At 69.0% G+C, this 21,854-nt stretch carries 22 protein-coding genes and 1 pseudogene; 9 read left to right on the forward strand and 14 right to left on the reverse strand.

Annotated features, from left to right (window positions below; translation table 11 throughout):
• Positions 1-169: 169 nt before the first annotated feature.
• From IEY61_RS24055 to IEY61_RS24065, 3 genes are all read right to left on the reverse strand, one after another.
• The gene (locus tag IEY61_RS24055) at positions 170-439 is read right to left on the reverse strand and encodes a hypothetical protein (RefSeq protein ID WP_189048148.1); all 270 of its coding nucleotides are present in this window, start codon (positions 437-439) and stop codon (positions 170-172) included.
• A gap of 47 nt (positions 440-486) precedes the next feature.
• Positions 487-918, reverse strand: coding sequence for a RusA family crossover junction endodeoxyribonuclease (locus IEY61_RS24060; RefSeq protein WP_189048249.1), 432 nt, complete (start codon positions 916-918; stop codon positions 487-489).
• Positions 919-1,102: 184 nt separating this feature from the next.
• Positions 1,103-2,086 (reverse strand): NAD(P)-dependent alcohol dehydrogenase, encoded by a 984-nt coding sequence (locus IEY61_RS24065; protein WP_189048150.1) that lies wholly within the window; start codon positions 2,084-2,086, stop codon positions 1,103-1,105.
• A gap of 105 nt (positions 2,087-2,191) precedes the next feature.
• On the opposite strand from IEY61_RS24065, the gene IEY61_RS24070 reads away from it, so the two are divergent.
• The gene (locus tag IEY61_RS24070) at positions 2,192-2,917 is read left to right on the forward strand and encodes a TetR/AcrR family transcriptional regulator (protein ID WP_189048152.1); all 726 of its coding nucleotides are present in this window, start codon (positions 2,192-2,194) and stop codon (positions 2,915-2,917) included.
• A 93-nt stretch (positions 2,918-3,010) separates the two neighbouring features.
• On the opposite strand, the gene IEY61_RS24075 is transcribed toward IEY61_RS24070, so the two are convergent.
• Positions 3,011-3,715, reverse strand: a complete 705-nt coding sequence (locus IEY61_RS24075) for a VOC family protein (RefSeq protein ID WP_189048154.1) — start codon at positions 3,713-3,715, stop codon at positions 3,011-3,013.
• Between the two features lie 145 nt (positions 3,716-3,860).
• Entirely contained in the window at positions 3,861-4,691 is an 831-nt protein-coding gene (locus tag IEY61_RS24080; RefSeq protein ID WP_189048156.1) for an endonuclease domain-containing protein, read from the reverse strand.
• Positions 4,692-5,409: 718 nt separating this feature from the next.
• Between IEY61_RS24080 and IEY61_RS24085 the strand changes: the two genes are divergently transcribed.
• Genes IEY61_RS24085 through IEY61_RS24100 form a run of 4 tightly spaced genes read left to right on the forward strand, consistent with a single transcriptional unit; the run spans position 5,410 to position 9,786 of the window.
• Complete coding sequence (locus IEY61_RS24085; protein WP_189048158.1) at positions 5,410-6,696, forward strand: ABC transporter substrate-binding protein; 1,287 nt, start codon at positions 5,410-5,412, stop codon at positions 6,694-6,696.
• A gap of 20 nt (positions 6,697-6,716) precedes the next feature.
• Positions 6,717-7,703: a carbohydrate ABC transporter permease gene (locus IEY61_RS24090; RefSeq protein WP_444543360.1), complete on the forward strand. Its 987-nt coding sequence runs from the start codon at positions 6,717-6,719 to the stop codon at positions 7,701-7,703.
• 1 nt (position 7,704) lies between these two features.
• Positions 7,705-8,538 (forward strand): carbohydrate ABC transporter permease, encoded by an 834-nt coding sequence (locus IEY61_RS24095; protein WP_189048160.1) that lies wholly within the window; start codon positions 7,705-7,707, stop codon positions 8,536-8,538.
• A gap of 39 nt (positions 8,539-8,577) precedes the next feature.
• On the forward strand, positions 8,578-9,786 hold the full coding sequence (locus IEY61_RS24100; RefSeq protein WP_189048163.1) for an ABC transporter ATP-binding protein: 1,209 nt from the start codon (positions 8,578-8,580) through the stop codon (positions 9,784-9,786).
• Positions 9,787-9,874: 88 nt separating this feature from the next.
• Here the strand turns inward: IEY61_RS24100 and IEY61_RS24105 are convergent, their stop codons facing one another.
• From IEY61_RS24105 to IEY61_RS24130, 6 genes are all read right to left on the reverse strand, one after another.
• Positions 9,875-11,602, reverse strand: coding sequence for an IlvD/Edd family dehydratase (locus tag IEY61_RS24105; protein WP_189048165.1), 1,728 nt, complete (start codon positions 11,600-11,602; stop codon positions 9,875-9,877).
• Positions 11,603-11,677: 75 nt separating this feature from the next.
• Complete coding sequence (locus IEY61_RS24110; protein ID WP_189048167.1) at positions 11,678-12,562, reverse strand: carbohydrate ABC transporter permease; 885 nt, start codon at positions 12,560-12,562, stop codon at positions 11,678-11,680.
• The gene (locus tag IEY61_RS24115; protein WP_189048169.1) at positions 12,562-13,503 is read right to left on the reverse strand and encodes a carbohydrate ABC transporter permease; all 942 of its coding nucleotides are present in this window, start codon (positions 13,501-13,503) and stop codon (positions 12,562-12,564) included. The genes IEY61_RS24110 and IEY61_RS24115 overlap by 1 nt, the downstream gene beginning before the upstream one ends.
• Positions 13,500-14,840, reverse strand: a complete 1,341-nt coding sequence (locus tag IEY61_RS24120) for an ABC transporter substrate-binding protein (protein WP_189048171.1) — start codon at positions 14,838-14,840, stop codon at positions 13,500-13,502. Before IEY61_RS24120 ends, IEY61_RS24115 begins: the two co-directional genes overlap by 4 nt.
• 49 nt (positions 14,841-14,889) lie before the next feature.
• Complete coding sequence (locus IEY61_RS24125; protein ID WP_189048173.1) at positions 14,890-16,413, reverse strand: aldehyde dehydrogenase (NADP(+)); 1,524 nt, start codon at positions 16,411-16,413, stop codon at positions 14,890-14,892.
• Positions 16,410-17,594: a fumarylacetoacetate hydrolase family protein gene (locus IEY61_RS24130; protein ID WP_189048175.1), complete on the reverse strand. Its 1,185-nt coding sequence runs from the start codon at positions 17,592-17,594 to the stop codon at positions 16,410-16,412. The genes IEY61_RS24125 and IEY61_RS24130 overlap by 4 nt, the downstream gene beginning before the upstream one ends.
• A gap of 211 nt (positions 17,595-17,805) precedes the next feature.
• On the opposite strand from IEY61_RS24130, the gene IEY61_RS24135 reads away from it, so the two are divergent.
• The 4 genes and pseudogenes from IEY61_RS24135 to IEY61_RS24150 form a co-directional block, all read left to right on the forward strand.
• Positions 17,806-18,384, forward strand: coding sequence for an IS607 family transposase (locus IEY61_RS24135; protein WP_189048177.1), 579 nt, complete (start codon positions 17,806-17,808; stop codon positions 18,382-18,384).
• Positions 18,381-19,760, forward strand: a complete 1,380-nt coding sequence (tnpB, locus tag IEY61_RS24140; RefSeq protein ID WP_189048180.1) for an IS607 family element RNA-guided endonuclease TnpB — start codon at positions 18,381-18,383, stop codon at positions 19,758-19,760. The genes IEY61_RS24135 and tnpB overlap by 4 nt, the downstream gene beginning before the upstream one ends.
• 20 nt (positions 19,761-19,780) lie before the next feature.
• Positions 19,781-20,539: an IclR family transcriptional regulator gene (locus IEY61_RS24145; RefSeq protein ID WP_189048182.1), complete on the forward strand. Its 759-nt coding sequence runs from the start codon at positions 19,781-19,783 to the stop codon at positions 20,537-20,539.
• Positions 20,540-20,770 (forward strand): annotated as a pseudogene (locus tag IEY61_RS24150) (IS5 family transposase); the annotation flags it as partial.
• A 6-nt stretch (positions 20,771-20,776) separates the two neighbouring features.
• Here the strand turns inward: IEY61_RS24150 and IEY61_RS24155 are convergent.
• The 3 genes from IEY61_RS24155 to IEY61_RS24165 form a co-directional block, all read right to left on the reverse strand.
• Positions 20,777-21,094: a YciI family protein gene (locus IEY61_RS24155; RefSeq protein ID WP_189048184.1), complete on the reverse strand. Its 318-nt coding sequence runs from the start codon at positions 21,092-21,094 to the stop codon at positions 20,777-20,779.
• A gap of 71 nt (positions 21,095-21,165) precedes the next feature.
• Positions 21,166-21,441 (reverse strand): flavin reductase, encoded by a 276-nt coding sequence (locus IEY61_RS24160; RefSeq protein WP_189048186.1) that lies wholly within the window; start codon positions 21,439-21,441, stop codon positions 21,166-21,168.
• Positions 21,438-21,743, reverse strand: coding sequence for a hypothetical protein (locus IEY61_RS24165; RefSeq protein ID WP_229706401.1), 306 nt, complete (start codon positions 21,741-21,743; stop codon positions 21,438-21,440). The genes IEY61_RS24160 and IEY61_RS24165 overlap by 4 nt, the downstream gene beginning before the upstream one ends.
• Positions 21,744-21,854: the final 111 nt, after the last annotated feature.

The raw sequence follows: 21,854 nt of genomic DNA on the forward strand, positions 1-21,854 counted from the left end.
TGTGGGGCACCGTGGAGCTGAGTGCGAGGCGGGCCTGCACCGTGCTGGGGCTGTGGGACACGCCGCGCCAGCGCTTGGCCTGGCCCGCTGCCCACGCCGGACCGGGGTCAGGGCCGGCACCTACGGGCCCGTCCTGACCCCGCATTCTGGCCTGAGCGGCTGGGCCGGCTCAGGTGGTCCCGCCGCGCACGATGGCGACGGCGACCCGGCAGAACTCGTCCATGTCGGGTTCGAAGCCGGCGGCGATGTCGGGATGCAGACCGCCCCGCGTCTCGTCGAGCAGCCGCTGACACACCTGCTCCACCGGCTCGCCGGCGTAGCTGTCCCGGACCCGGTCGGCGGCCGCCTGGAGGGCGGAGGTCAGCTGCTCCTCCAGGGCCCCGCGCAGCTTCTCCTGCACCGGATCGCGAGGCTCCAGCGTGACATGTGGCTCCGACATCGGCGCTCCCTTCGTCGGCGGCTGCCGTACCCCGGCGTGACCGCCCGTCAAACCGCCGGTGGGACGGCGGCGACACGTACCTGATACGAGAACTCTTCCGCCGGCTCCTCGACGTACGACAGCCGGCGGATCTGCTTGTCGTCGTCGTAGACGGCGACGTCGACCAGGACGCCGAGGTGGGCCAGGCCGATGTTGGCGACCCGCTTCTTGTCCTGCAGCACTGCGCAGACCCCGCCCAGCAGGGTGCTGGCGTCAGCGGTCCGCCGTCCCGGCGGGCAGCGCAGGGTCACCTCCACCTCGATCGGCCCGGACAGCGGGGTCCAGCCGGTCTGCTGCGCCGCCTCGCAGGCGGCCCGGAGCAGGGCGCGTACCCTCGTCGCCTGCCGGTGCCCGGCGGCGAAGATGGACAATGCCTCGGTCTTGACCGGCGGCAGTCCCTCCACCTCGAACGTCAGGGCGAGAGCGCGGGTGTCCTGCACCACGACGACACCTCCTCATTGGGGCGATCCTGCCCAACCGGCGGGTCGGTGCGGGGCTGTTCCCGCGGAAACCAGCCGATCGGGCGGGTCGGGGTCGGTCGGTGGCGTATCGACGGCGACGGCGTACGCGCTGGCGACGATAGACGCTAGTCGACCCGACGGTCGCTCGGTAGCACCGACGGTGTCAGACGGTGATGACCACCTTCGCCCGGGCGTGCTCACCTTCGAGGTACCGGACGGCTTCGGGCACCTCGGGCAGCGGATAGGTGCGGTCGATGACCGGGGTGAGCCGGCCGGCCTCGGCGTGGCCACGGAGCGTGTCGAGGTGTTGCCGGCTGGGCGCCGCGGTGAGGGTGACGATGCGCTGTCGCACGAAGGGCGCGAGCAGCCGGCCGCGCGCGAGCAGCCAGACCGGCCCGATGAGACTGCCGCCGCGGTAGACGCCGCCGCCGGAGAGCACCAGCGTCCCGGTCGGGGCCAGCGCCCGCCGGAGCGCGGTGAGCGAGCGGTTGCCGACCAGGTCGAACACGACGTCGTGCCGGTGGCCGGCGCGGGTGAAGTCGTCGCGGGTGTAGTCGACGACGTGGTCGGCGCCGAGGGAACGGACCAGGTCGACGTTGCGGGTGCTGCACACCCCGGTGACGGTGGTGCCGAGCAGCTTGGCCAGTTGGACGGCGAGGGTGCCGACGCCGCCGGAGGCGCCGTTGATCAGGACGCGCTGGCCCGGCTCGACCTGCCCGACGTCGCGCAGTCCCATGAGCGCGGTGACGCCGGCCAACGGCAGGGCGGCGGCCTGCTGCGGCGTCAGGTTCGCCGGTTTCGGCGCGACCAGGGTCGCGGGCACGCACACGTACTCGGCGAAGGCGCCGTTGGCGTCGCCGAGGTCGCCGAAGACGGCGTCGTCGGGGCGCAGGTGGTCGACCTGGGCGCCGACCGCCGCGACCCGACCGGCGAAGTCGCGGCCCCGGATGCGCGCCCGGGGGCCCGACCGGCCGAATGCCAGCCGCGCCATCCGTGGGTCGCCGCGCATGGCATGCCAGTCGTACGCGTTGAGCGAGGCCGCCTCGACCCGGACGAGCACCTCGTTGGCGGCGGGCACGGGCGTGTCGACCTCCGCGAGCCGCAGCTTCTCCGGCGGCCCGTACCGGTCCTGAACGATCGCCTTCATCATTCCTCCCCTATCAGGTGTACGCCGTACACCTGAATCTAGGTGTACGGCGTACACCTGTCAAGGCGGTTATGGTTCAACCGCCGCTAGAAGACGAGGACGGGGATGGCTGGGACGCTGCGCCGGACGCCGCTGAGCAGGGATCGGATCCTGCGCGCCGCCGTCGCGCTCGCCGACCAGGCCGGCATCGAGTCGCTCAGCATGCGCAACCTCGCCCAGGAACTGGGCGTCGTGCCGATGGCCCTCTACAAGCACGTGGCCAACAAGGACGAACTGCTCGACGGCATGATCGACGTGATCGTCGGCGAGATCGACCCGCCGACCCCCGGCGCCGACTGGAAGCCCGCCGTCCGGGCCGGCATCCTCTCGGCGCGGCAGGCGCTGCGGCGCCACCCCTGGGCGCCGCTCGCGATCGAGGCACGGAACATGGCGACGCCGGCCATCCTCGCCTACCTCGACTCGACGATCGGGACGTTGCTGGCCGGCGGGTTCTCCGTCGACCTCGCCCACCATGTGATGCACGCGCTGGGCAGCCGAATCCTGGGCTTCAGTCAGGAGTTGTTCGACACCTCCCGGGACGCCGGCCGGACCGGCGCGAGCGAGCCCGACCCGCCGGCGCCCCTGCCACCGGAGGTCGCGGCCCGGTTCCCGCACGTCGCGGCGATCGCCACGGCAGCGTCGCACGACGACGCGTCGGTGGTGGGGCAGGGCTGCGACGACCAGTTCGAGTTCGAGTTCGCACTGGACCTGCTGCTGGACGGCATCGAACGGCTACGACAGCAGGGCTGGACGTCATCAGGCCGGCCCGGTCCGGGACATCAGGGCGGTTGACGGAAACGCCGCGCCCGCGACGCCGCCTGGGCCGTTCCGGTGCCGGGGACGACGAACGGCTATTTCCATGTGCGGCGAGCATCCGGAGCTGCCTTAGCTCGCCGGTCGAGGTGCGAACGCGCAGAATTCGTTGCCCTCCGGATCGGCCAGCACCCACCAGCGCGCCGTGTCGTCCGGCTCTCGCAGCAGGGTGGCGCCGGCCCGGATCAGCGCGCTCGGCTCGGGTCCGGTCAGGTCGACGTCCCAGTGCATCCGGTTCTTGACCGTCTTGCGCTCCGGCACCGGGTCGAAGACCCACTGGTCCCAGGGGAAGCCGTCCGCGCCGACCACCGAGGCGTACCCCTCGTCGCTCGTCTCGACCTCGCCACCGACGACGCCGGCCCACCAGGTGGCCTGGGCCACCGGGTCAGCCGAGTCCACCACCAGCTCGAACGGGCCTGGCCGGGTGCCCTCGCCGGGAGCGAAGGCGCAGAACAGGTTGCCCTCCGGGTCGGCCAGCACCCACCAGTTGATCTCCGCGTCCGGCTCCCGGATCAGCCGGGCGCCGGCCGCCAGCAGCGCCGCCGGGCTCGCCTCAACCAGCCGCAGATCGAGGTGTACGCGGGTCTTGCCGGTACGCGGCTCGGGCACCCGGTTGACCCAGATCGACTCGGCCTCGGCACGGCCAGCGGCCGGCTCCACCCGGGTGTCGCCGTCACCGGTGTCGACCAACTTCCCGTCGAGGATGCCGGCCCAGAACCCGCCCAGCGCGTGGGGGTCGGCGGCATCCAGACACAGGTCCTTGAAACGTGCGATCATGCGCCGATCATGCCCGCCGGCACCGACATTCCGCACCCGCCCCTGGCTTTGCGCAACGTCGGGGAAGACCTCGCACCGTGGATGAGGCAGCATCTTTCCCGAAGTTGCCGGCTCCAGCGGAGACCCTTACGCCCAGCAGCGGTGCTCAGCGCTTGCGGGTGCGGATGGCGTGGCATACCTCGGCGAGGAAACCGTCGAAGTCGGTCGCGAAGCGCTTCGAGGTCAGGTGCAGGACGATCCAGTCGTCGCCGACCAGCCGGTTGAGCCGGCGCCGATCCCGGTGGAGCTGTTCCGGGTCGTGGTGCCAGATGCCGTCGTACTCGATGGCGATCTTCCACTGCGGCCAGGCGAGGTCGAGCCGAGCGACGAAGGCACCGTTGCGTTCGACCACGAACTGGGTGACCGGGGCGGGCAGGCCGGCCAGGACGAGCCGGACCCGGAGGCGGGACTCCGGTGGTGACTCCGCCCCGCCGTCGGTGAGGTCGGCGACCCGCAGCATCCGCTTCCAGCCGCGCTCTCCCGTGTGGCGACGTGCCCGCTCGCTCAACTGGGCGGGTTCGACGAGCCGGCGACGGACGAGAACGTCGACGAGGGCGACGGCGTCCTCCACCCGCAACCACTGCGCGAGATCCCAGCAGGTGCGTTCCGGCGTGGTGACCGGAACACCGGTCCGTAGGAGCACATCGGTGTCGGGCAGCGAGGCGGTGTGTACGGCCAGACCGGCCACCGGACCGAACCGCTGGCCCGTGGACACTAGGACGTCGAGTGGCTCGTGTTCCTCGACGCGTCCGGCTCCGAACAGGGCCGCGGCACTACGTCCGGCGATCGCCGCGCCGGGCGGGATCAGCCACCGTGCCGCCGCCGAGCAGCGCGTCGGATGCGATACGACGAGTCGGGCGTCGGCGTAGACGTCCTTGAAGAGGGGCTGCCACGCACTGCTGCGAAGCTCGGCGCGGGTGAGCAGCCCCTGGGACACGACGTGGGAACCACGAAAGACACGGCCCTGCAGGCGGCTGGGCCGTCGAGGAGAAACCGGCATCCGTCCACCTTGACCGCCGCCTGCCGTCCCCGTCTGCCCCTGTGGATAACCGAAACCCCGCCCCTGTGGATAACCAGAATCCGGCCTGGGCGGAGCCGCCTGCTGAGCAACTTCGGGGAAGATGTCGCCTCCTCGGGCGATGAGGGGACACTTTCCCGGAAGTTGCGCGGATCTTGCGGCGGAAGTTGCGCGGATCTTGCGGCGGAGGGTGCGCGGATCTTGCGGCCGAAGGTGCGCCTCGACGGCCGCCGACACCAGTTTGCCGCTCGCCGGATTGCCGGCGTCGTGGGTGCGGACGCCCAACTCCGCGTAGAACCGGCCGGCGTCGGCGTGTCGGCCCTCGGCGCGCCATGCCTCGACCCGGCGGCGGCGCCCGGCAGTGGGCGTGAGCCGAGCCACACCGCCGGATGTTCAACGCGTCTCATCTTGGTCGGGTTTCGCGACTTCGCAGCTCGGGCAGTGTTGCAGCTACAAATGGTGGTGGGCGGTGACCAGCAGGTCACCGCCCTGAGCGTTCCGCCGTGCGCCGGGCACGGAGACCTTCCCGGCTGTTGCTCAAGGTGCGAGGGGAGGGTCATGAGCGAGTGTGGTGAGCGACACATCGGGCTCAGCGCGGTGCTGCCTCATGGCGGTGCGGAGCACAGTGGGGGTCGACATGGGCGGGCATGACCGGGTCCGGTCCCGGCGCCCGGCCCGCGTACGCGTGGCGGCCACGGCTGCGGCGCTGACGCTGATGGCGCCGATGGCGGCCTGTGCCTCCGGCGGGGACGGCGGGGTACCCACGATCAACCTGTACTACCCGCCGGAGCAGAACCTCCAGCAGGTGGTCGACCGGTGCAACATCGAGGCCGACGGGCGGTACCGCATCGTCAACCGGGTGCTGCCGCGTGAGGCCGACGAGCAGCGGGTGCAACTGGTGCGGCGGCTCGCGGCCGAGGACGACGGCATGGACGTGCTCGGCCTCGACGTTACCTGGACCCAGGAGTTCGCCAGCGCGAACTGGGTGCGGGAGTGGACCGGCCAGGACCGGGCCGAGGTGGAGGAGGGCACCCTCGAGGGCCCGCTGGAGACGGCCCGCTACGAGGACAAGCTCTACGGGGCGCCGAAGCACACCAACGTCCAGCTGCTGTGGTACCGCAAGGACCTGGTGCCCGAGCCGCCGGCCAGCTGGGACGAGATGATCTCGACGGCGCAGCGGCTGAAGGAACAGGGCAAGCCGTACCAGGTGCTCGCCACGGGCGCCCAGTACGAGGGCCTGGTGGTGCTCTACAACAGCCTGGTCGCCAGCGCCGGCGGCAACATCCTCAGCGAAGACGGCACCGAGTCCGTGGTGGACGAGGGTGCGGTACGGGCGCTGGAGGTGCTGAAGAACTTTGCCACGTCGGGCGTGACGTCGCCGTCGTTCAGCAACGCCACCGAGGACCCGATGCGGCTGGAGTTCCAGGCCGGCAACGGCGCGTTCCAGATCAACTGGCCCTTCGTCTATCCGGCGATGCAGGAGGCCAACCCCGAGCTGGCCGAGCAGGTCGCCTGGGCCCGGGTGCCGGGCGTCGACGCGGACACCCCGGGCCGGATGACCATCGGCGGGATCAACCTCGCCGTCAGCGCGTACTCCCAGCACCCGGAGGAGTCGTTCGACGCGGCGAAGTGCCTGCGCAACGCGGAGAACCAGAAGTTTTCCGCGATCAACGACGGCGTCCCGCCGACCATCGAGAGCGTCTTCGACGACCCGGAGATGGATGAGGCGTACCCGATGAAGGAGACCATCCTGGAGCAGCTGCGGGAGCCGGCGGTGCGGCCGCTGACCCCGGCGTACCAGAGCATCTCCACCGTGACGTCGGCGATACTGTCGCCGCCGGCGGCGATCGACCCGCAGGCCACCGCCGATGAGCTGCGGGACGCCGTCGCCGACGCCCTCGAGTCGAGGGGAGTCCTGCCGTGAGCGAGCGCAGCGAGCGAACCATCGAACCCGGCGCGGACGTGGCCGCCGACGGTACCGACACCCGCACCGGCGGCCGGCAGGCCGTCGTGCCCGCCCAGCGGGCCAACCGGCGCAAGCGGGCCCCGCTGAGCGAGAACAAGCGGGCCGAGCGCAAGCTGGGCTGGCTGCTCTGCGCGCCGGCCGCGCTGGTCATGGTCGCGGTGACCGGCTACCCGATCCTGTACTCGCTGTGGCTGTCGTTGCAGCGCTTCGATCTGCGCTTTCCCGCCGAACGCGAGTTCGTCGGCCTGGACAACTACGTCACCGTGCTGACCAACGACTTCTGGTGGACCGCGTTCGGGGTGACCATGCTGATCACGGTGGTCACGGTCGCGGTCGAGCTGGTGCTCGGCATGGGCCTGGCGCTGGTCATGCACCGTACGCTGGTCGGCCGGGGGATCGTCCGCACCGCGGCGCTGATCCCGTACGGCATCGTCACGGTCGTCGCCGCGTTCTCCTGGCGGTACGCGTGGACGCCCGGCACCGGATACCTGGCCAACCTCTTCTCCGACGGCGCTCCGCTGACCGAACGGGCCAGCGCCCTGGCGATCATCATGCTGGCGGAGATCTGGAAGACCACGCCGTTCATGGCGCTGCTGTTGATGGCGGGGCTGGCGCTGGTGCCGGAGGACCTGCTCAAGGCGGCCTCCACCGACGGGGCCACCGCGTGGCAGCGGTTCACCAAGGTGATGCTGCCGGTGATGAAGCCGGCGATCCTGGTCGCCCTGCTGTTCCGCACGCTCGACGCGTTCCGGGTCTTCGACAACATCTACGTGTTGACCTCCGGGGCCAACGAGACCTCGTCGGTGTCGATGATCGCCTACAACAACCTGATCCGGGGCCTGAACCTCGGCATCGGGTCCACCATGTCGGTGCTGATCTTCATCGCCGTGGCGATCATCGCGTTCATCTTCGTGAAGCTGTTCGGTACCGCTGCCCCCGGCAGCGACGACGGGGAGGGGCGTTGAGATGGCTGACACCACTACCCGAGTCAAGCTCCAGTGGGGCGTGCTGAACACCGTCGTGGTCGTCTTCGCGCTGATCCCGGTGCTGTGGATCATGTCGTTGTCGTTCAAGACGCCGGCCACGCTGACCGACGGGAAATTCATTCCGCGCGAGTGGACGCTGGAGAACTACCGGAACATCTTCGACACCGACCAGTTCGTGCGGGCCCTGGTCAACTCCATCGGCATCGCGCTGATCGCCACCGTGATCGCCGTCGTGCTCGGCACCATGGCCGCGTACGCGATCGCCCGGCTCGACTTCCCCGGCAAGCGGCTGCTCGTCGGCGTCGCCCTGCTGATCGCGATGTTCCCGCAGGTGTCGCTGGTCTCGCCGCTGTTCGAGATCGAGCGGCAGTTGGGGCTCTTCGACACCTGGCCGGGGTTGATCCTGCCGTACATCACCTTCGCGCTGCCGCTGGCGATCTACACGCTGTCGGCGTTCTTCAAGCAGGTCCCCTGGGACCTGGAGAAGGCGGCGAAGATGGACGGCGCCACCCAGGGGCAGGCGTTCCGCCGGGTCATCGCCCCTCTCGCGGCACCGGGAGTGTTCACCACGGCGATCCTGGTCTTCATCTTCTGCTGGAACGACTTCCTCTTCGCCATCTCGCTGACCTCCACCGAGCGGTCCCGCACGGTGCCGGTGGCGTTGTCGTTCTTCACCGGCGAGTCGCAGTTCGAGGACCCGACCGGGGCGATCTGCGCCGCCGCCGTGGTGATCACCGTGCCGATCATCCTGTTCGTCCTCTTCTTCCAGCGCCGCATCGTCTCCGGCCTGACCTCCGGCGCCGTCAAGGGATAGGTGGGTCAAAATGCGAAGCCAAGGGATCAGGTGGTAACTGTGGCTGACATCGTGCTCGACAAGGTGAGCAAGAAGTTCCCGGACGGCACCATCGCGGTGCGGGATGTCGACCTGGAGATCGCCGACGGCGAGTTCGTGATCCTGGTCGGCCCCTCCGGCTGCGGCAAGTCCACCACCCTCAACATGATCGCCGGGTTGGAGGACATCAGCTCCGGTGAGCTGCGCATCGGCGGGGAACGGGTAAACGACAAGGCCCCCCGTGACCGGGACATCGCGATGGTCTTCCAGTCGTACGCGCTGTACCCGAACATGACCGTGCGGGAGAACATGGCCTTCCCGCTGCAGTTGGCGAAGCTCGACAAAAAGACGATCAACCAGAAGGTCGAGGAGGCGGCCAAGGTCCTGGAGCTGACCCCGCTGCTGGACCGCAGGCCGGCCAACCTCTCCGGCGGGCAGCGGCAGCGGGTGGCGATGGGCCGGGCGATCGTCCGTAAGCCCAAGGCGTTCCTGATGGACGAGCCGCTGTCCAACCTGGACGCCAAGCTGCGGGTGCAGATGCGTACCGTGGTGTCCCGGTTGCAGAAGCGGCTCGGCACCACCACCGTCTACGTCACCCACGACCAGACCGAGGCGATGACCCTCGGCGACCGTGTGGTGATCATGCGGGGCGGTGCGGTGCAGCAGGTCGGCCCGCCGCAGGAGCTGTACGACAACCCGCACAACCTCTTCGTGGCCGGGTTCATCGGCTCGCCCTCGATGAACTTCCTGCCCGCCGCCATCGAGGAGAGCCGGTTGCGTACCGCCCTGGGCGACGTGCCGATCGGCGACCGGATCCGTCGCGAGCTCTCCAGGGCGGACGCCCCACGCGAGCTGATCCTCGGCATCCGCCCCGAGCACTTCGAGGACGCCGAACTGATCGACGAGGAGACCCGCCGCCGGGGCATCGTCTTCGAGGCACCGGTCGACATCGTCGAGTCGATGGGCTCGGACAAGTACGTCTACCTCACCGTCGAGGGGGAGCGGGCCACCGCCGCCGAGCTGGAGGAACTGGCCGCCGACGCCGGTGCCGCCGACTTCACCGGCGTCGGCTCGCACCTGGTCACCCGCCTGTCCGCGGAGTCCACCGTGACCGAGGGACAGAACCGGCGGGTCTGGTTCAACCTGGAGAAGATCCACCTGTTCAACCCGGCGGACGGCCGTAACCTCACCCTCCGCGAGGGCCGCGCCGCCGGCGCCCTCGCCGACTGACCGGGTGCGATGACTACCGGGTACATCTGTTGTCGTTCCGGCAGCAGATGTACCCGGTAGGACGTGCCGAACCGGACGTCAGCCGGAATCAGTGTGAGTGACGAGGCACCGCACTGCCGCTGCCACCGACGAGGAAGTCCAGGTCGGCGCCCTTGTCGGCTTGCTGTACGTGCTCGCTGTACAGCCGTACCCATCCTCGATCGGCCGGCGGCTGCGGCGGCTGCCACGCGGCGCGGCGTCGGGCGAGTTCCGCCTCGTCGACCAGCAGGTCCAATCGTCGCGCCGGGACGTCGACGCGGACCAGGTCACCGGTGCGTACCAGCGCCAGCGGACCGCCGACCGACGCCTCGGGTGCCACGTGCAGGACACAGGTGCCGTACCCGGTGCCGCTCATCCGGGCGTCGGAGATCCGCACCATGTCCGTGACACCGGCGGCGAGCAACCGTCGTGGCATGGGCACGTTGCCCACCTCCGGGAAGCCCGGGTAGCCGCGCGGTCCGGCGTTGCGTACGACGATGACCGTGTCCGGCGTGACGTCGAGTTCCGGGTCGTCGGCTGCCACGGCGTAGTCCTCGATCCGGTCGAAGACGAGCGCCGGCCCGGTGTGTGTGAGGAGGTGGGCCGAGGCGGCGGAGACCTTCAGCACCGCCCCGGACGGCGCGAGTGACCCCCGCAGCACGACGGTGCCCGACCCCGCCGGCTGGAAGGGCTCGGCCAGGGTACCGATGACCTGCCGGTTCCAGCACTGGACGCCGCTGATGTTGTCGGCCACGCTTTTCCCACTGACCGTGATCTGGTCCAGGTGCAGCAGCGGGGCGATCTCCTTCATCACCGCCGGGACGCCGCCCGCGTAGGCGAAGTCCTCCATCAGGTACGTGCCGGACGGCATCAGGTTGACCAGCATGGGCACGTCGGCGGTGAGGGTGTCGAAATCCTCCAGCGACAGGGGGACACCGACGCGTCCGGCGATGGCGAGCAGATGTACGACGGCGTTGGTGGAGCCACCGATCGCCGCGTTGACCCGGATGGCGTTCTCGAACGCCTGGCGGGTGAGCACCGTGGACAGCCGCTGGTCCTGTTCGACCATGGCGACGATCCGGCGTCCGGCGGCGTGCGCGAGCGCGTACCGTCGCGAGTCGACCGCCGGGACCGCGGCGGCCCCCGGCAGTTGAGCGCCCAACGCCTCGGTCACGCAGGCCATCGTGGAGGCGGTGCCCATGGTCATGCAGTGACCCCTGCTGCGGGACATGCAGATTTCCGCCTCCGCGCAGTCGGCCACGGTCATCCGGCCGGCCCGCAGCTCCTCGGTGAAGCGCCAGACGTCGGTGCCCGAGCCGATGTCCTGACCGCGGAACTTGCCGTTGAGCATCGGGCCACCGGTGATCAACAGGGTCGGGAGGTCGACGCTGGCCGCACCCATCAGCAGGCCGGGGGTGGTCTTGTCGCAGCCGGAGAGCAGGACCACGCCGTCGAGCGGGTTGGCGCGGACCAGTTCCTCCGCCTCCATTGCCAGCAGATTGCGGTAGAGCATGGTCGTGGGCCGCATGAGGGGCTCGCCGAGGCTCATCGCGGGGAACTCCAGCGGCAGGCCGCCGCTCTCCCACACCCCCCGCTTCACCGAGTCGGCCAGTTCCCTCAGGTGGGCGTTGCACGGGGTCAGTTCCGACCAGGTCGTGGCGATGCCGATCACCGGGCGGCCGTCGAAGACATCGTCGGCGAACCCCTGGTTACGCATCCAGGACCGATGAATGAACCCGTTGCGGCCTTCGGCACTGAACCACTGCCCGCTGCGCAGCGGTCGGTTCGTCAACGACATCAGCACACCTTCCTGTCGACTGTCTGGCCGCACGGGAAGCGCGGCGATCGGTGAGCAAATGACGGCAGCGGTGACCTACCTCAGGCCCCCGACGGACAGCCCGCCGCGCCAGTGTCGTTGCAGGCTGAAGAACGCGATGATCAGTGGAATCACCGAGACGAGCGAGCCCAGGATGATCAGGCTCCACAGGGAGGTGCCGCCCGCGTTGTTCGCGGAAGCGACTCCCTGCCAGAGGCCGAGGCCGACAGTGACGGGGAAGAGTCGGTTGTCGGAGAGCATGGCCAGCGGCAGGAAGTAGTTGTTCCAGGACGCGACGGCGGACAGGAGCAGGACGGTGACCACCGCAGGGCGCATCAGCGGCAGGGCGACCTGGAGGAAGGTGCGCATCTCTCCCGCGCCGTCGACCCGCGCCGCGTCCAGGATCTCGTCGGGGACCGCGTCGCGCGCGTACACGTGCATCAGGTAGACGCCGAACGGATTGAGCAGCGAGGGAAGGATCACGGCCCAGACCGTGTTCGTCAGGCCGAGCTTGGCGAACATGATGAAGGTCGGGATGACCAGGGCGGTGGCGGGCACCATCAGCGCGCCGAGCACGACGGCGAAGCTGAAGCGCCGGGCGGCGAACCGGTACTTGGCGAACCCGTAGCCGGCCATCACCGCCAGGACGGTGGCACCGATTCCACCGGCGAGCGCGTACAACGTGGAGTTCAGGATCCACCTGACGTAAATGCCCCCGTCGTGGGTGAACAACTGCCTGAGGTTGCCGAGGTAGTCGATCTGGTCGGCGAACCAGAGGCTGTTGCCGCCGCCGAACAGGCCTGGCGCGTCCTTGGAGCTGTTGACGATCACCCACCAGAACGGCACGAGAAAGTAGATCACCAGGAAGCCGAGGAGGATCTGCAGCGGAAGGTGGCGCTGCGGTCGGCGGTGGCCTGCGCTGATGTTGGGGTGCTCGGCCATCAGAGGAAGCTCCTCCGCTTGCGGGTGAAGAACAGGAATGCGTAGACGCAGATGAAGACGAGTCCGCCGAGGGCGAACGAGATCGCCGACCCGTAGTTGAAGTTGGCCAGTCCGAACGCCTGCTGGTACGCGTACATGTTGGGCGTGAAGTCCGACCCGATCGTGCCCGCGGCGAGGTATCGCAGGAACTGCGGTTCGTTGAAGAACTGCAGGGTGCCGATGAGCGAGAAGACCAGGATCAGGATCAGCGCGGGCGCGATCAGCGGAATCTTGATCCGCCGGGCGACCTGCCACCGTCCGGCGCCGTCCATCCGAGCGGCCTCGTAGAGCGTCGGGTCGATTCCCTGCAGAGCCGCGTACAGGATGATCATGTAGTAGCCGGCCCACTGCCAGGTGACGATGTTGAGCAGGCCGTAGAAGATCAGGCTGCTGCTCAGAAAGTCGGGTGCGGTGGCGCCGAAGAGCCCGAAGACGTCGGAGAGCGGGCCGAAGCTCCGGCTGTACAGGAACCCCCACATCACGGCCCCGATGACCGTGGGGATCGCATAGGGCAGGAAGATCATGAGGCGGGAGAAGCGGGTGAACAGCGAGGTCACCGCGTCCAGGATGAGGGCCATCGCGAGCGCGACGGCGATCTGGACCGGAATGGCGACGAGCGCGAAGCGAACGACGAACCACGCTCCGGACAGGAAGCTCGGGTCGGTGAACGCCTTCACGTAGTTGTCGAACAGGACGAAGCTGGTGCCCCCGATCAGCTTCTTCTGAAACAGGCTGAGGTACAGCGCGTACGCCAGCGGGGCGATGAGAAACGCCAGGAAGACGACCCCGAACGGCCCGACGAAGAGCCACCCCGTCAGGTGCTCACGGCGCTGAACCTTGCCGCGGATCTTGTGCTTCTGATCGTGAGTGCGCGGTGCGCGCTTCTCGGTCAACGACGTCATCGAACGGTGAAGCCCTGTTCGGTGGCGTGCTTCGTCACGTCTTCCTGGAGCCGGTCAGCGCCCTGCGAACCGGTGACGGAGCCGGCGCTGATCGCGCTGATCTGCTTGGTCATGGCATCGAAGTAGTACTGGCCGAAGGGGCTGTAGACGACGCCCTGGTAGGCGTTGGCGGCGGGAACGTACACCTCCTTGTTCGCCTGCTGGCCGTCGAAGAACGCCACCTTGAGATCGACGAATTCGGGATTGTTGAGCGCCGTCAGGTTGAGCGGGAAGATGATCTGGTTGGTCCAGCCGTCGGTGAGCGACTCCTCGTCGGCGTAGAGGCCGTAGGCGGCCTTGGCCGCGAGTTCCGGCTTCTTGGACTGGCTGGTGACCGAGAAGGCCGACCCGCCCCAGTTCACCTGGACCGGGTTGGTCGGATCCCACTGCGGCAGGGGCGCCACCGCGAACGTGCCGGTGTCCTGTCCCTGACCGACGCCCGCGCCGGTCAGGTAACCGGGCGCCCAGGCGGCCGAGATGTAGGTGGCGTAGTTGCCGTTGATGACCCCGGAGATGTACTCCGGGGTGAACTGGTCCTGCGTACCGACCAGGCCCTTGCGTACGAGGCCGCCCCAGTACTCCAGCACGTCCTTCGAGGCCTGGTCGTTCAGTCGCACACCGATCGATTCCGGCTGCGCGGGATCATAGGTGTACGGGGCCGCGCCCTTCTGAATCTGTAGCGCCATCATCAGCGCCGGGACGTTCGCGCCCAGGTCACCGAAGAGCGGTCCGCCAGCGTCCTTCACCTTCTGTGCGGCCTGCTCGTACTCCGCCCAGGTCTTCGGCGGCGCGATGCCGTACTTGTCGAAGATGTCCTTGCGGTAGATCATCGCCAGCGGGCCGCCGTCGACCGGGACGCCGTAGACCGCGTCGCCGACCGAGACGTCCTTCCAGGCCCCCTCGCCGTAGTTGGCCCGGGCCGCTTCGAGGTCGTACCCGCTGATGTCGACGAGCGCGTTCTGGATCTGGAAGGTCGGGATCCGGTCCATCTCGACCATGACCAGATCGGGTGCGCCGGTGCCCGCCGAGATGGCGGTCTGGAACTTGTCGTACTGGTCGCCGCCCTGTCCGACGTTGGTCCAGCAGACCTGTACCTCGTCGTTGGCCTTGTTGAAGTTGTCCACGACCAGTTCCATGTTGGGGTACCAGGCCCACATCGTGACAACCGGCAGGTCCTGCTTGGTGATGGTGTTGGTGCAGTTGCTCGCGTCGCTTCCGCCTCCGTCCGAGGAGCAGGCGACGAGGCCGCTCGCGGCTGCGAGCATCGCTACCGTGGCGAGTGTTCGTGTCGTCTTCATTGACATGTTCCCTTCGGGCTCGCGGTGCACGAGGTTCCATGCGTCGACATCAGGACGGGCGATCGATCGCTGGCACCAACCTCCCGTCGACGCGGCGGGGAACGGCGGCGTACTCGTCTCGCAGCTCCTCAGGGAGGATCCATTCCGGGGCGTTCTGCCAGGCCAGCGGGCGCAGGAACCGTCGGATCGACGTGCCGCCCACCGAGGTGTGCACGGCATTCGTCGACGGCCAGGGTCCACCGTGGTGCTGCGCCCACGACACCCGGACGCCGGTGGGATAGCCGTCGAAGACGATGCGGCCCGAGCGGGCCGTGAGGACGTCGACCAGCTTGCGCATGGCATCGGTGCCGTCTCGCGGTCCGCTGTGGACGGACCCGGTCAGCGACGGCGGAACGATCGCGAGCGCGGCGTCGAGATCGGCGACGTGGCGGTAGCGGACCACGACCATGAGCGGGCCGAAGCACTCGTCGGCGAGCTCGGCGGTCAGGCCCGACAGATCTACTTCCAGGAGCGTCGGTGCCACCGCGAAGCCCGTCCCCGCCTCGATTCGGGGCCGTGCGGAGAGGCGAGCGCCGGCCCGCTCGAACGCTTTGGCCCCGCTCTCGTACGCGGCACGGATGCGCTGGTTCAGCAGGACCATCCCGCCAGCGGAGGCGACCTTCCCCTGGAGCGTGTCGACCAGATGGTCGCCGCCCGGGTCCGCCGGGACGAACGCCAGCCCGGGCTTGGTGCACAGCTGACCGCCCGAGCCGGTGAAGGAGGCGAACAGACCTTCGGCGATCTGGTCTCCCCGGCTGGCGGCCGCCCCGGGCAGGACGACGATCGGGTTCACGCTGCTCAACTCGGCGTAGAGCGGAACGGGATCAGCTCGTTCGTCGATGGCCGCCTGGATGGCGCGGGCGGCGCCGAGGGAACCGGTCAGGGCAACCGCCCGGATCGCCGGATGGCGCACCAGCCAACGGCCGGCCTGTTCCCCGTACACGGTCGCGATCACACCGCCGGGCCCGTCCAGGTCGCGGATGGCCGACTCGATCGCGTCGGCGGAGGCACGCGACGTCAGCGGATGGGACGGGTGGGCCTTCACGACCGTGGGACAACCGGCGGCCAGCGCCGAGGCGGTGTCGCCTCCGGCGACGGAGAAGGCGAACGGGAAGTTGCTGGCTCCGAAGACGGCCACCGGTCCGAGGGGTACGAGCATCCGCCGCAGGTCGGGGCCGGGGCCGAGTGGTGTGTCGGCGGCGTGGTCGATGGCCGCTTCCAGATACCCACCGTCGCGCAGCACCGCCCCGAACATCCGGAACTGGACCGCCGCCCGGGTGAGCTCCGAGTCGAGTCGGGTCTGGCCCAGTCCGGTCTCCGCCTCCGCGGCCGCGGCCAGGTCCACGCGACGGGACTCCAGGGACGTGGCGATCGTGTCCAGCAGCTGCGCCCTCCCGAGCCTGCCCAGGTCGAACAGCCACTGTGCCGCCCGGGCCGCCTGGTCGGCGATCGCCGCCACGCCAGACTCGTCCGTCTCGGTGAGATCCGTCGCGCGGCGTCGGCCGTCACGCGGATCGGTGGTGGTGACGTTCACAGCAGTCCTCTCCTCGCCAGGTTGCCCATGAGATCGCGGACGCCGAACTGCCAGGGCTCGCACTGCTCCGCGTGCCGCACCCGGTTGACCAGGGCGCCGAGCGCCGGGCAACTGATCCGCACCACGTCGTCGACCTTGTGGGTGAAGCCCTCACCGGGGCGCTCCCGGTCCTGAGTGGGCGAGAACATGGTGCCGAGCATCAGGACGGCGCCGTCCGGATACTGGTGATGCGGGCCGATCAACTGCCGCACCAGCATCACTGGGTCGCGCGACATCTGGGCCATCTCCGAGGTCGCCGCCAGGTGGAAGTCGTCCACCCCGCGGACCTGGAGGCCCACCTCGAGTTCGCGCACCCGGCTGAGCGGAAACCGCTCGTCGAACAGCCGGATCAACGGACCGAGTGCGCATGAGGCGTTGTTGTCCTTGGCTCGGGGGAGCAGGAGCGCCGAGCGACCCTCGACATCCCGCAGGTTGACGTCATTGCCGAGGGTGGCGCCGACGACCCGGCCGCTGGACTGGGCGATGAGCGCGATCTCGGGTTCCGGGTTGTTCCAGGTCGACGCCGCGAGCACACCGACCGGAACGGCGGTGCCGACGGCGGAGAGGATCTGACCCTTGGTGAAGATCTCGGCGTCCGGTCCGATCCCCACCTCCAGGTACTGGCTCCAGATGCCTTCAGCGATCAGCGCGGCCTTGAGCCGCTCCGCCGCCGCCGAGCCGGGGACCAGGCGGTGCAGGTCGGCACCGATGTCGGCGAGCATCCGGGCACGGATGTCCGCCGCGAGGGTCAGGTCGCCCCGGGCCCGCTCCTCGATGACGCGTTCGATCATCGAGACCGGAAAGGTCACGCCGGCGGCCTTGAGTGCTTGCAGGTCGACCGGGGCGAGCAGCCAGGGCCGGCTCCGGTCACGGTTCGCGGCGTCGGTGTTGGCCAGTAGCTCGCCGAAGCCGCCGACTCGCGGCCCGTCCAGCCCGGCCACCGTCGCGGCGGGGTCGGGCAGCTCGCAGATGTCCCGGACGGTGGGGAACCGGTGGCTGACGTCGATGACCTCGCCGTGGCGGACGGTCACGGGTGAGGGGCCGTCGACGGACGGGTCCCAGATCCGGCCGATGAGGACGCTGTCATCGACGTCGTCCGGCAACGCCTCGGCGGCACTCCCGAACCAGGGCTCCTTGCTCATCGTCACTCCCCTGAAACAGGTCAGGTGTCGCCGAGCTGGAATCTGCAACGATCGTAACGATCTATACAACGGTGTCAATAGTGGGTTGCGCAAGGAGCACGCCGCGTTGCATATGATGCAACGAGACGGCCGTCGGGGTCGCCGCGCGGAGGGTTGTCTGCTGCTGGCGTGTCAGCGTTGTTTAGCGCTCTGTGGGGTGCAGGGTGGTTGGGTGAATTTGAAGGAGTGGGCGGCTTCCCAGGGTGTCGCGTGTGTGACTGCGCGGCGGCAGTACGCGGCTGGGAGGCTTCCTGTTCCTACGTATCGTCTCGCGGCTGATCATGGTCGGAGAGCCGCTAGCCGGTTCGGCTCCGGTCGTGGGGCAGACTGTGGTGTTCGCTGTGTGTCGTCGGTTGGTCAGAGGGCGGAGCTTGATCGGCAGGTTGCGCGTGTGACTGTGTGGGCGACGGGGCGGCGTATTGCGGTGGATCGGGTGGTGACCGAGGTCGGGCCGGCGCTCAACGGTCACCGTAAGAGGTTCCTCGCCCTGCTACGGGATCCGAGCGTGAGTACGATTGTGGTCGAGCATCGCGGCCGGTTCGCCTGTTTCGGTGCCGAGTACGTGGAGGCCGCGCTGTCTGGGCAGGGCCGCCGTCTGCTGGTGGTCGACTCTGCCGGGGTCGATGACGACCGTGTCGGGGACGTGGCCGAGATTGTGGCGTCGTTGTGTGCCCGCCGGTACGGCCGAGGTGCCGCTGCGGACCGCGTTCGTCGGGCCGTCGAGGCCACCATCGAAGATGACCTGGCGTGAAGACGATTCAGGCGTATCGGTACGCGCTGGATCTCACGCCGGTGCAGGAGCGGGCGGTGTTGGCCCATGCGGGGGCGGCTCGGGTTGCCTATAACTGGGCGTTGGCTCGAGTGGTGGCGGTGATGAGCCAGCGGGCGGCTGAACGCAGCTACGGGGTCGCCGAGGCTGATCTGACGCCTGCGATCGGTTGGTCGCTGCCGGCGCTGCGGAAGGCGTGGAACGCTGGGAAAGAGGTGGTGGCGCCGTGGTGGCGGGAGTGCTCGAAGGAGGCGTTCAACACCGGCCTGGACGCTCTCGCCCGCGGGTTGAAGAACTGGTCCGACTCCCGCACGGGAAGACGGGCGGGCCGGTCGATCGGGTTTCCTCGGTTCAAGTCGCGTCGCCGCAGCGCACCGAGTGTGCGGTTCACCACGGGAGCGATCCGTGTCGAGGCGGACCGTAAGCATGTGATGCTGCCCCGGCTGGGTCGGTTGAAGCTGCATGAGTCGGCGCGGAAGCTGGCTCGACGCCTGGACAACGGCACGGCCCGGATCATGTCGGCCACGGTGCGTCGTGACGGCGGTCGGTGGCATGTGGCGTTCTGCGTCGAGGTGGACCGGGCCGACCGGGCGCCAGCATGCCCTGGCTCGGTGGTGGGTGTGGATGTCGGCGTCACGCATCTGGCGGTGTTGTCCACCGGTGAACTGGTCGACAACCCGCGTCACCTGGCCGCGGCGCAGACCCGGTTGCGGCGTCTGGGACGGGCACTGTCGCGTAAGACCGGCCCTGACCGGCGTACCGGGCAGCGTCCATCGCAGCGGTGGGCCCGGGCATCCGCTCGGCTGGGCCGCGCGCATGCCCGGGTGAGCAATCTGCGTCGTGACGGCCTGCACAAACTCACCACCCGACTCGCCCGCGCGCACGGCACGATCGTGGTCGAAGACTTGAATGTGGCCGGGATGCTGCGCAACCGCAGGCTGGCCCGGCACATCGCCGACGCCAGCTTCGGCGAGCTTCGCCGCCAACTGGCGTACAAAACGCAATGGAACGGTGGCCGGCTGATCGTGGCCGACCGCTGGTACCCGTCTTCGAAGACCTGTTCCGGCTGTGGCGCGGTGAAAGCCAAGCTGCCCCTGTCCGAGCGCACCTACACCTGCACCACCTGCGGCATCATCCTCGACCGCGACCTCAACGCCGCACGCAACCTCGCCGCACTGGCGACTGGAGTGGACACCGCCGGGAGTGGCCCGGTGACTGGACGTGGAGCCGACCGTAAGACCCGCCCCGGCGGGCTGGTGGCTACGAAGCGTCAACCCGGCACGGCGATCGCCGATCAGACCGGGACCGTCCCACCGCAAGGTAGGACTACTGATCACATGCCCACTAGAGCGCACTGAAAGGTAACGGAGACATCGTCTTGTCGCAATCGATTCGCCGTGCGGTCGATCTGATCCGTCGTGCTGCCGAGCACCCGCTGTCACTCACCGAGGCGGCGCAGGTCCTCGGGGTCCACAAGTCCACGGCCCTGCGGATCCTGCAGACGCTCGAATCGGCCCGCTTCGTCCGCCGGACCGGCGCCGGGACCTACGTGCTCGGCAGCGGCATCATCGAGCTGTCGGAACTCGCCCTCGGCTCGATGGACCTGCGCCAGTTCGCCGCCGCGCCCCTCCGCGTGCTCCAGCGCGAGACCGGCCACACCGTACACCTGGCGCAGCTCACCGGCGACGAGATCATCTATATCGACAAGGTCGACAGCCCGGCCTTCGACGCCGTCAAGCTGCCGTCCCGGATCGGGCGTGCGGTCTCGATCTACGCCAGCGCCGTCGGCAAGATCATTCTTGCGTACCTGCCGACGGAGGAGCGGGACCGCCTCCTCTCGCACGTCGTGTTCGAACGATTCACCCCGACCACGTACGCCGACCGCGAATCACTCGACGCCGAACTCGTCCGCATCAGGGAACAGGGCTGGGCCGTCGACAACGGTGAGCACGACACCTACGTCATGTGCGTGGCCGCGCCGATCAGAGACGTGCGTGGGCGGGTCATCGCTGCCGCCTCGATGACCGCGATCGAGGTCATCGCAAACCTCGACCAGCTCCAGGGCAGCCTTCCCCTCCTGCTCGACACCGCGAATCAGATCTCCCGCGAGCTCGGCTACACCTGCGACAACGGGTGAGTTCCCGCGACCATCCCGATCAAGGCCGACCAAGCCGCGAACCGTCGCAAGAAGGGCTCCCAGGGCGGCCGGCCGCCGAGCTTCGACCCCCACATCTACCGGCAACGCCACGCCGTCGAGTGCGGCATCAACCAGCTGAAACGCAACCGAGCTCTGGCCACCCGATACGACAAACTCGCCGTCCGCCACCACGCCACCGTCCACATCGACACGATCAACGAGTGGCTGTAGTCGGCGTCAGCCGCGTACCCGGGAGCCGTCGACCCCAAGTATGCCCGCCAGCGCCGGGTGAACCCGCCCCGGATCGATCGTCGTAACCGTGTACTTCGCGACCCCTGCCACGACGAACGGGTCCTCCGCAAGAATCCGCTCGACTGCTGCACGATCGACGGTCCAGGCCACGATGGCACCGCCTTCCACCGAGGGCACCGCCTGCCCGGACACCAAGAACGTCCCCTCGTGGTGATAGCGCTCCAAGAAGAGGACATGCCCGGCGACGAACGGCTCGGATTCCTGCTCCGACCCCGTGTACTGCAGGAACAGCAGGTGCAACATCCCAACCCCTCAGTTCTCCCTCAGGCAAACGGCACATCATGGCACCTGCTGATCGACTTCTGAAAGCCGGACTAGGACGTGTCGCGGGTGGGTTCCTTGCTGCGGACCGGGACCCAGTCGGTGAATCGACGATGCAGGTCAGGAGGAGGCCCGTCGGGGTTGGCCTCAATGAGCTGTCCGGCGGCCTCCTCGCGTACCGTCACGAGGTAGACCATGAGACCGGGCATGTTCCCCCGGTACTCCGCCAGCAGGCGCAGCTTCGCCGGTGAGCACGGCCAGGCGACCCCGCACGCCTGGCAGCGCCAGGTCGGTCGAGACGGCACATGATCAGCCAGTCTGCCGCTCACTCGACCGCTCGTCCGACGCCGGATCGGCGCGGGGAGCGACGCGCGGCGTACGGGACCGGGGGTACGGTCACCGAGCGCATCCCCTCCGGCCGTACGAACAGCTGCCGCTTGTCCGTCGCGTCCCCGTGCCGGTCGAGCTGATAGCAGTCGATCCAGGTCCACCCGTGGTAGGTCTGTCGGTCGGTCAGCTCCCGGATCACCCGGACCATGATCGGGTTGCCGAACTGCGGGGACGCCTCCCGGGTCAGGAGGTACACGCCGGGGGAGACCAGCGGTGTCCCGTCCCTCCGGCGTCCGGTCACCGGACATCGCGGCGGTTGGCTCGGTCCGACCAGCGCGACTCGGGTACGGCCTTCGCGGGCTTCGGCACGGACACGGGCGCCTCCTGGTGTCGACACGGATGTGGGAGGGGG

Source organism: Micromonospora sonchi (assembly GCF_014646235.1).
Taxonomy (GTDB): Bacteria; Actinomycetota; Actinomycetes; order Mycobacteriales; family Micromonosporaceae; genus Micromonospora; species Micromonospora sonchi.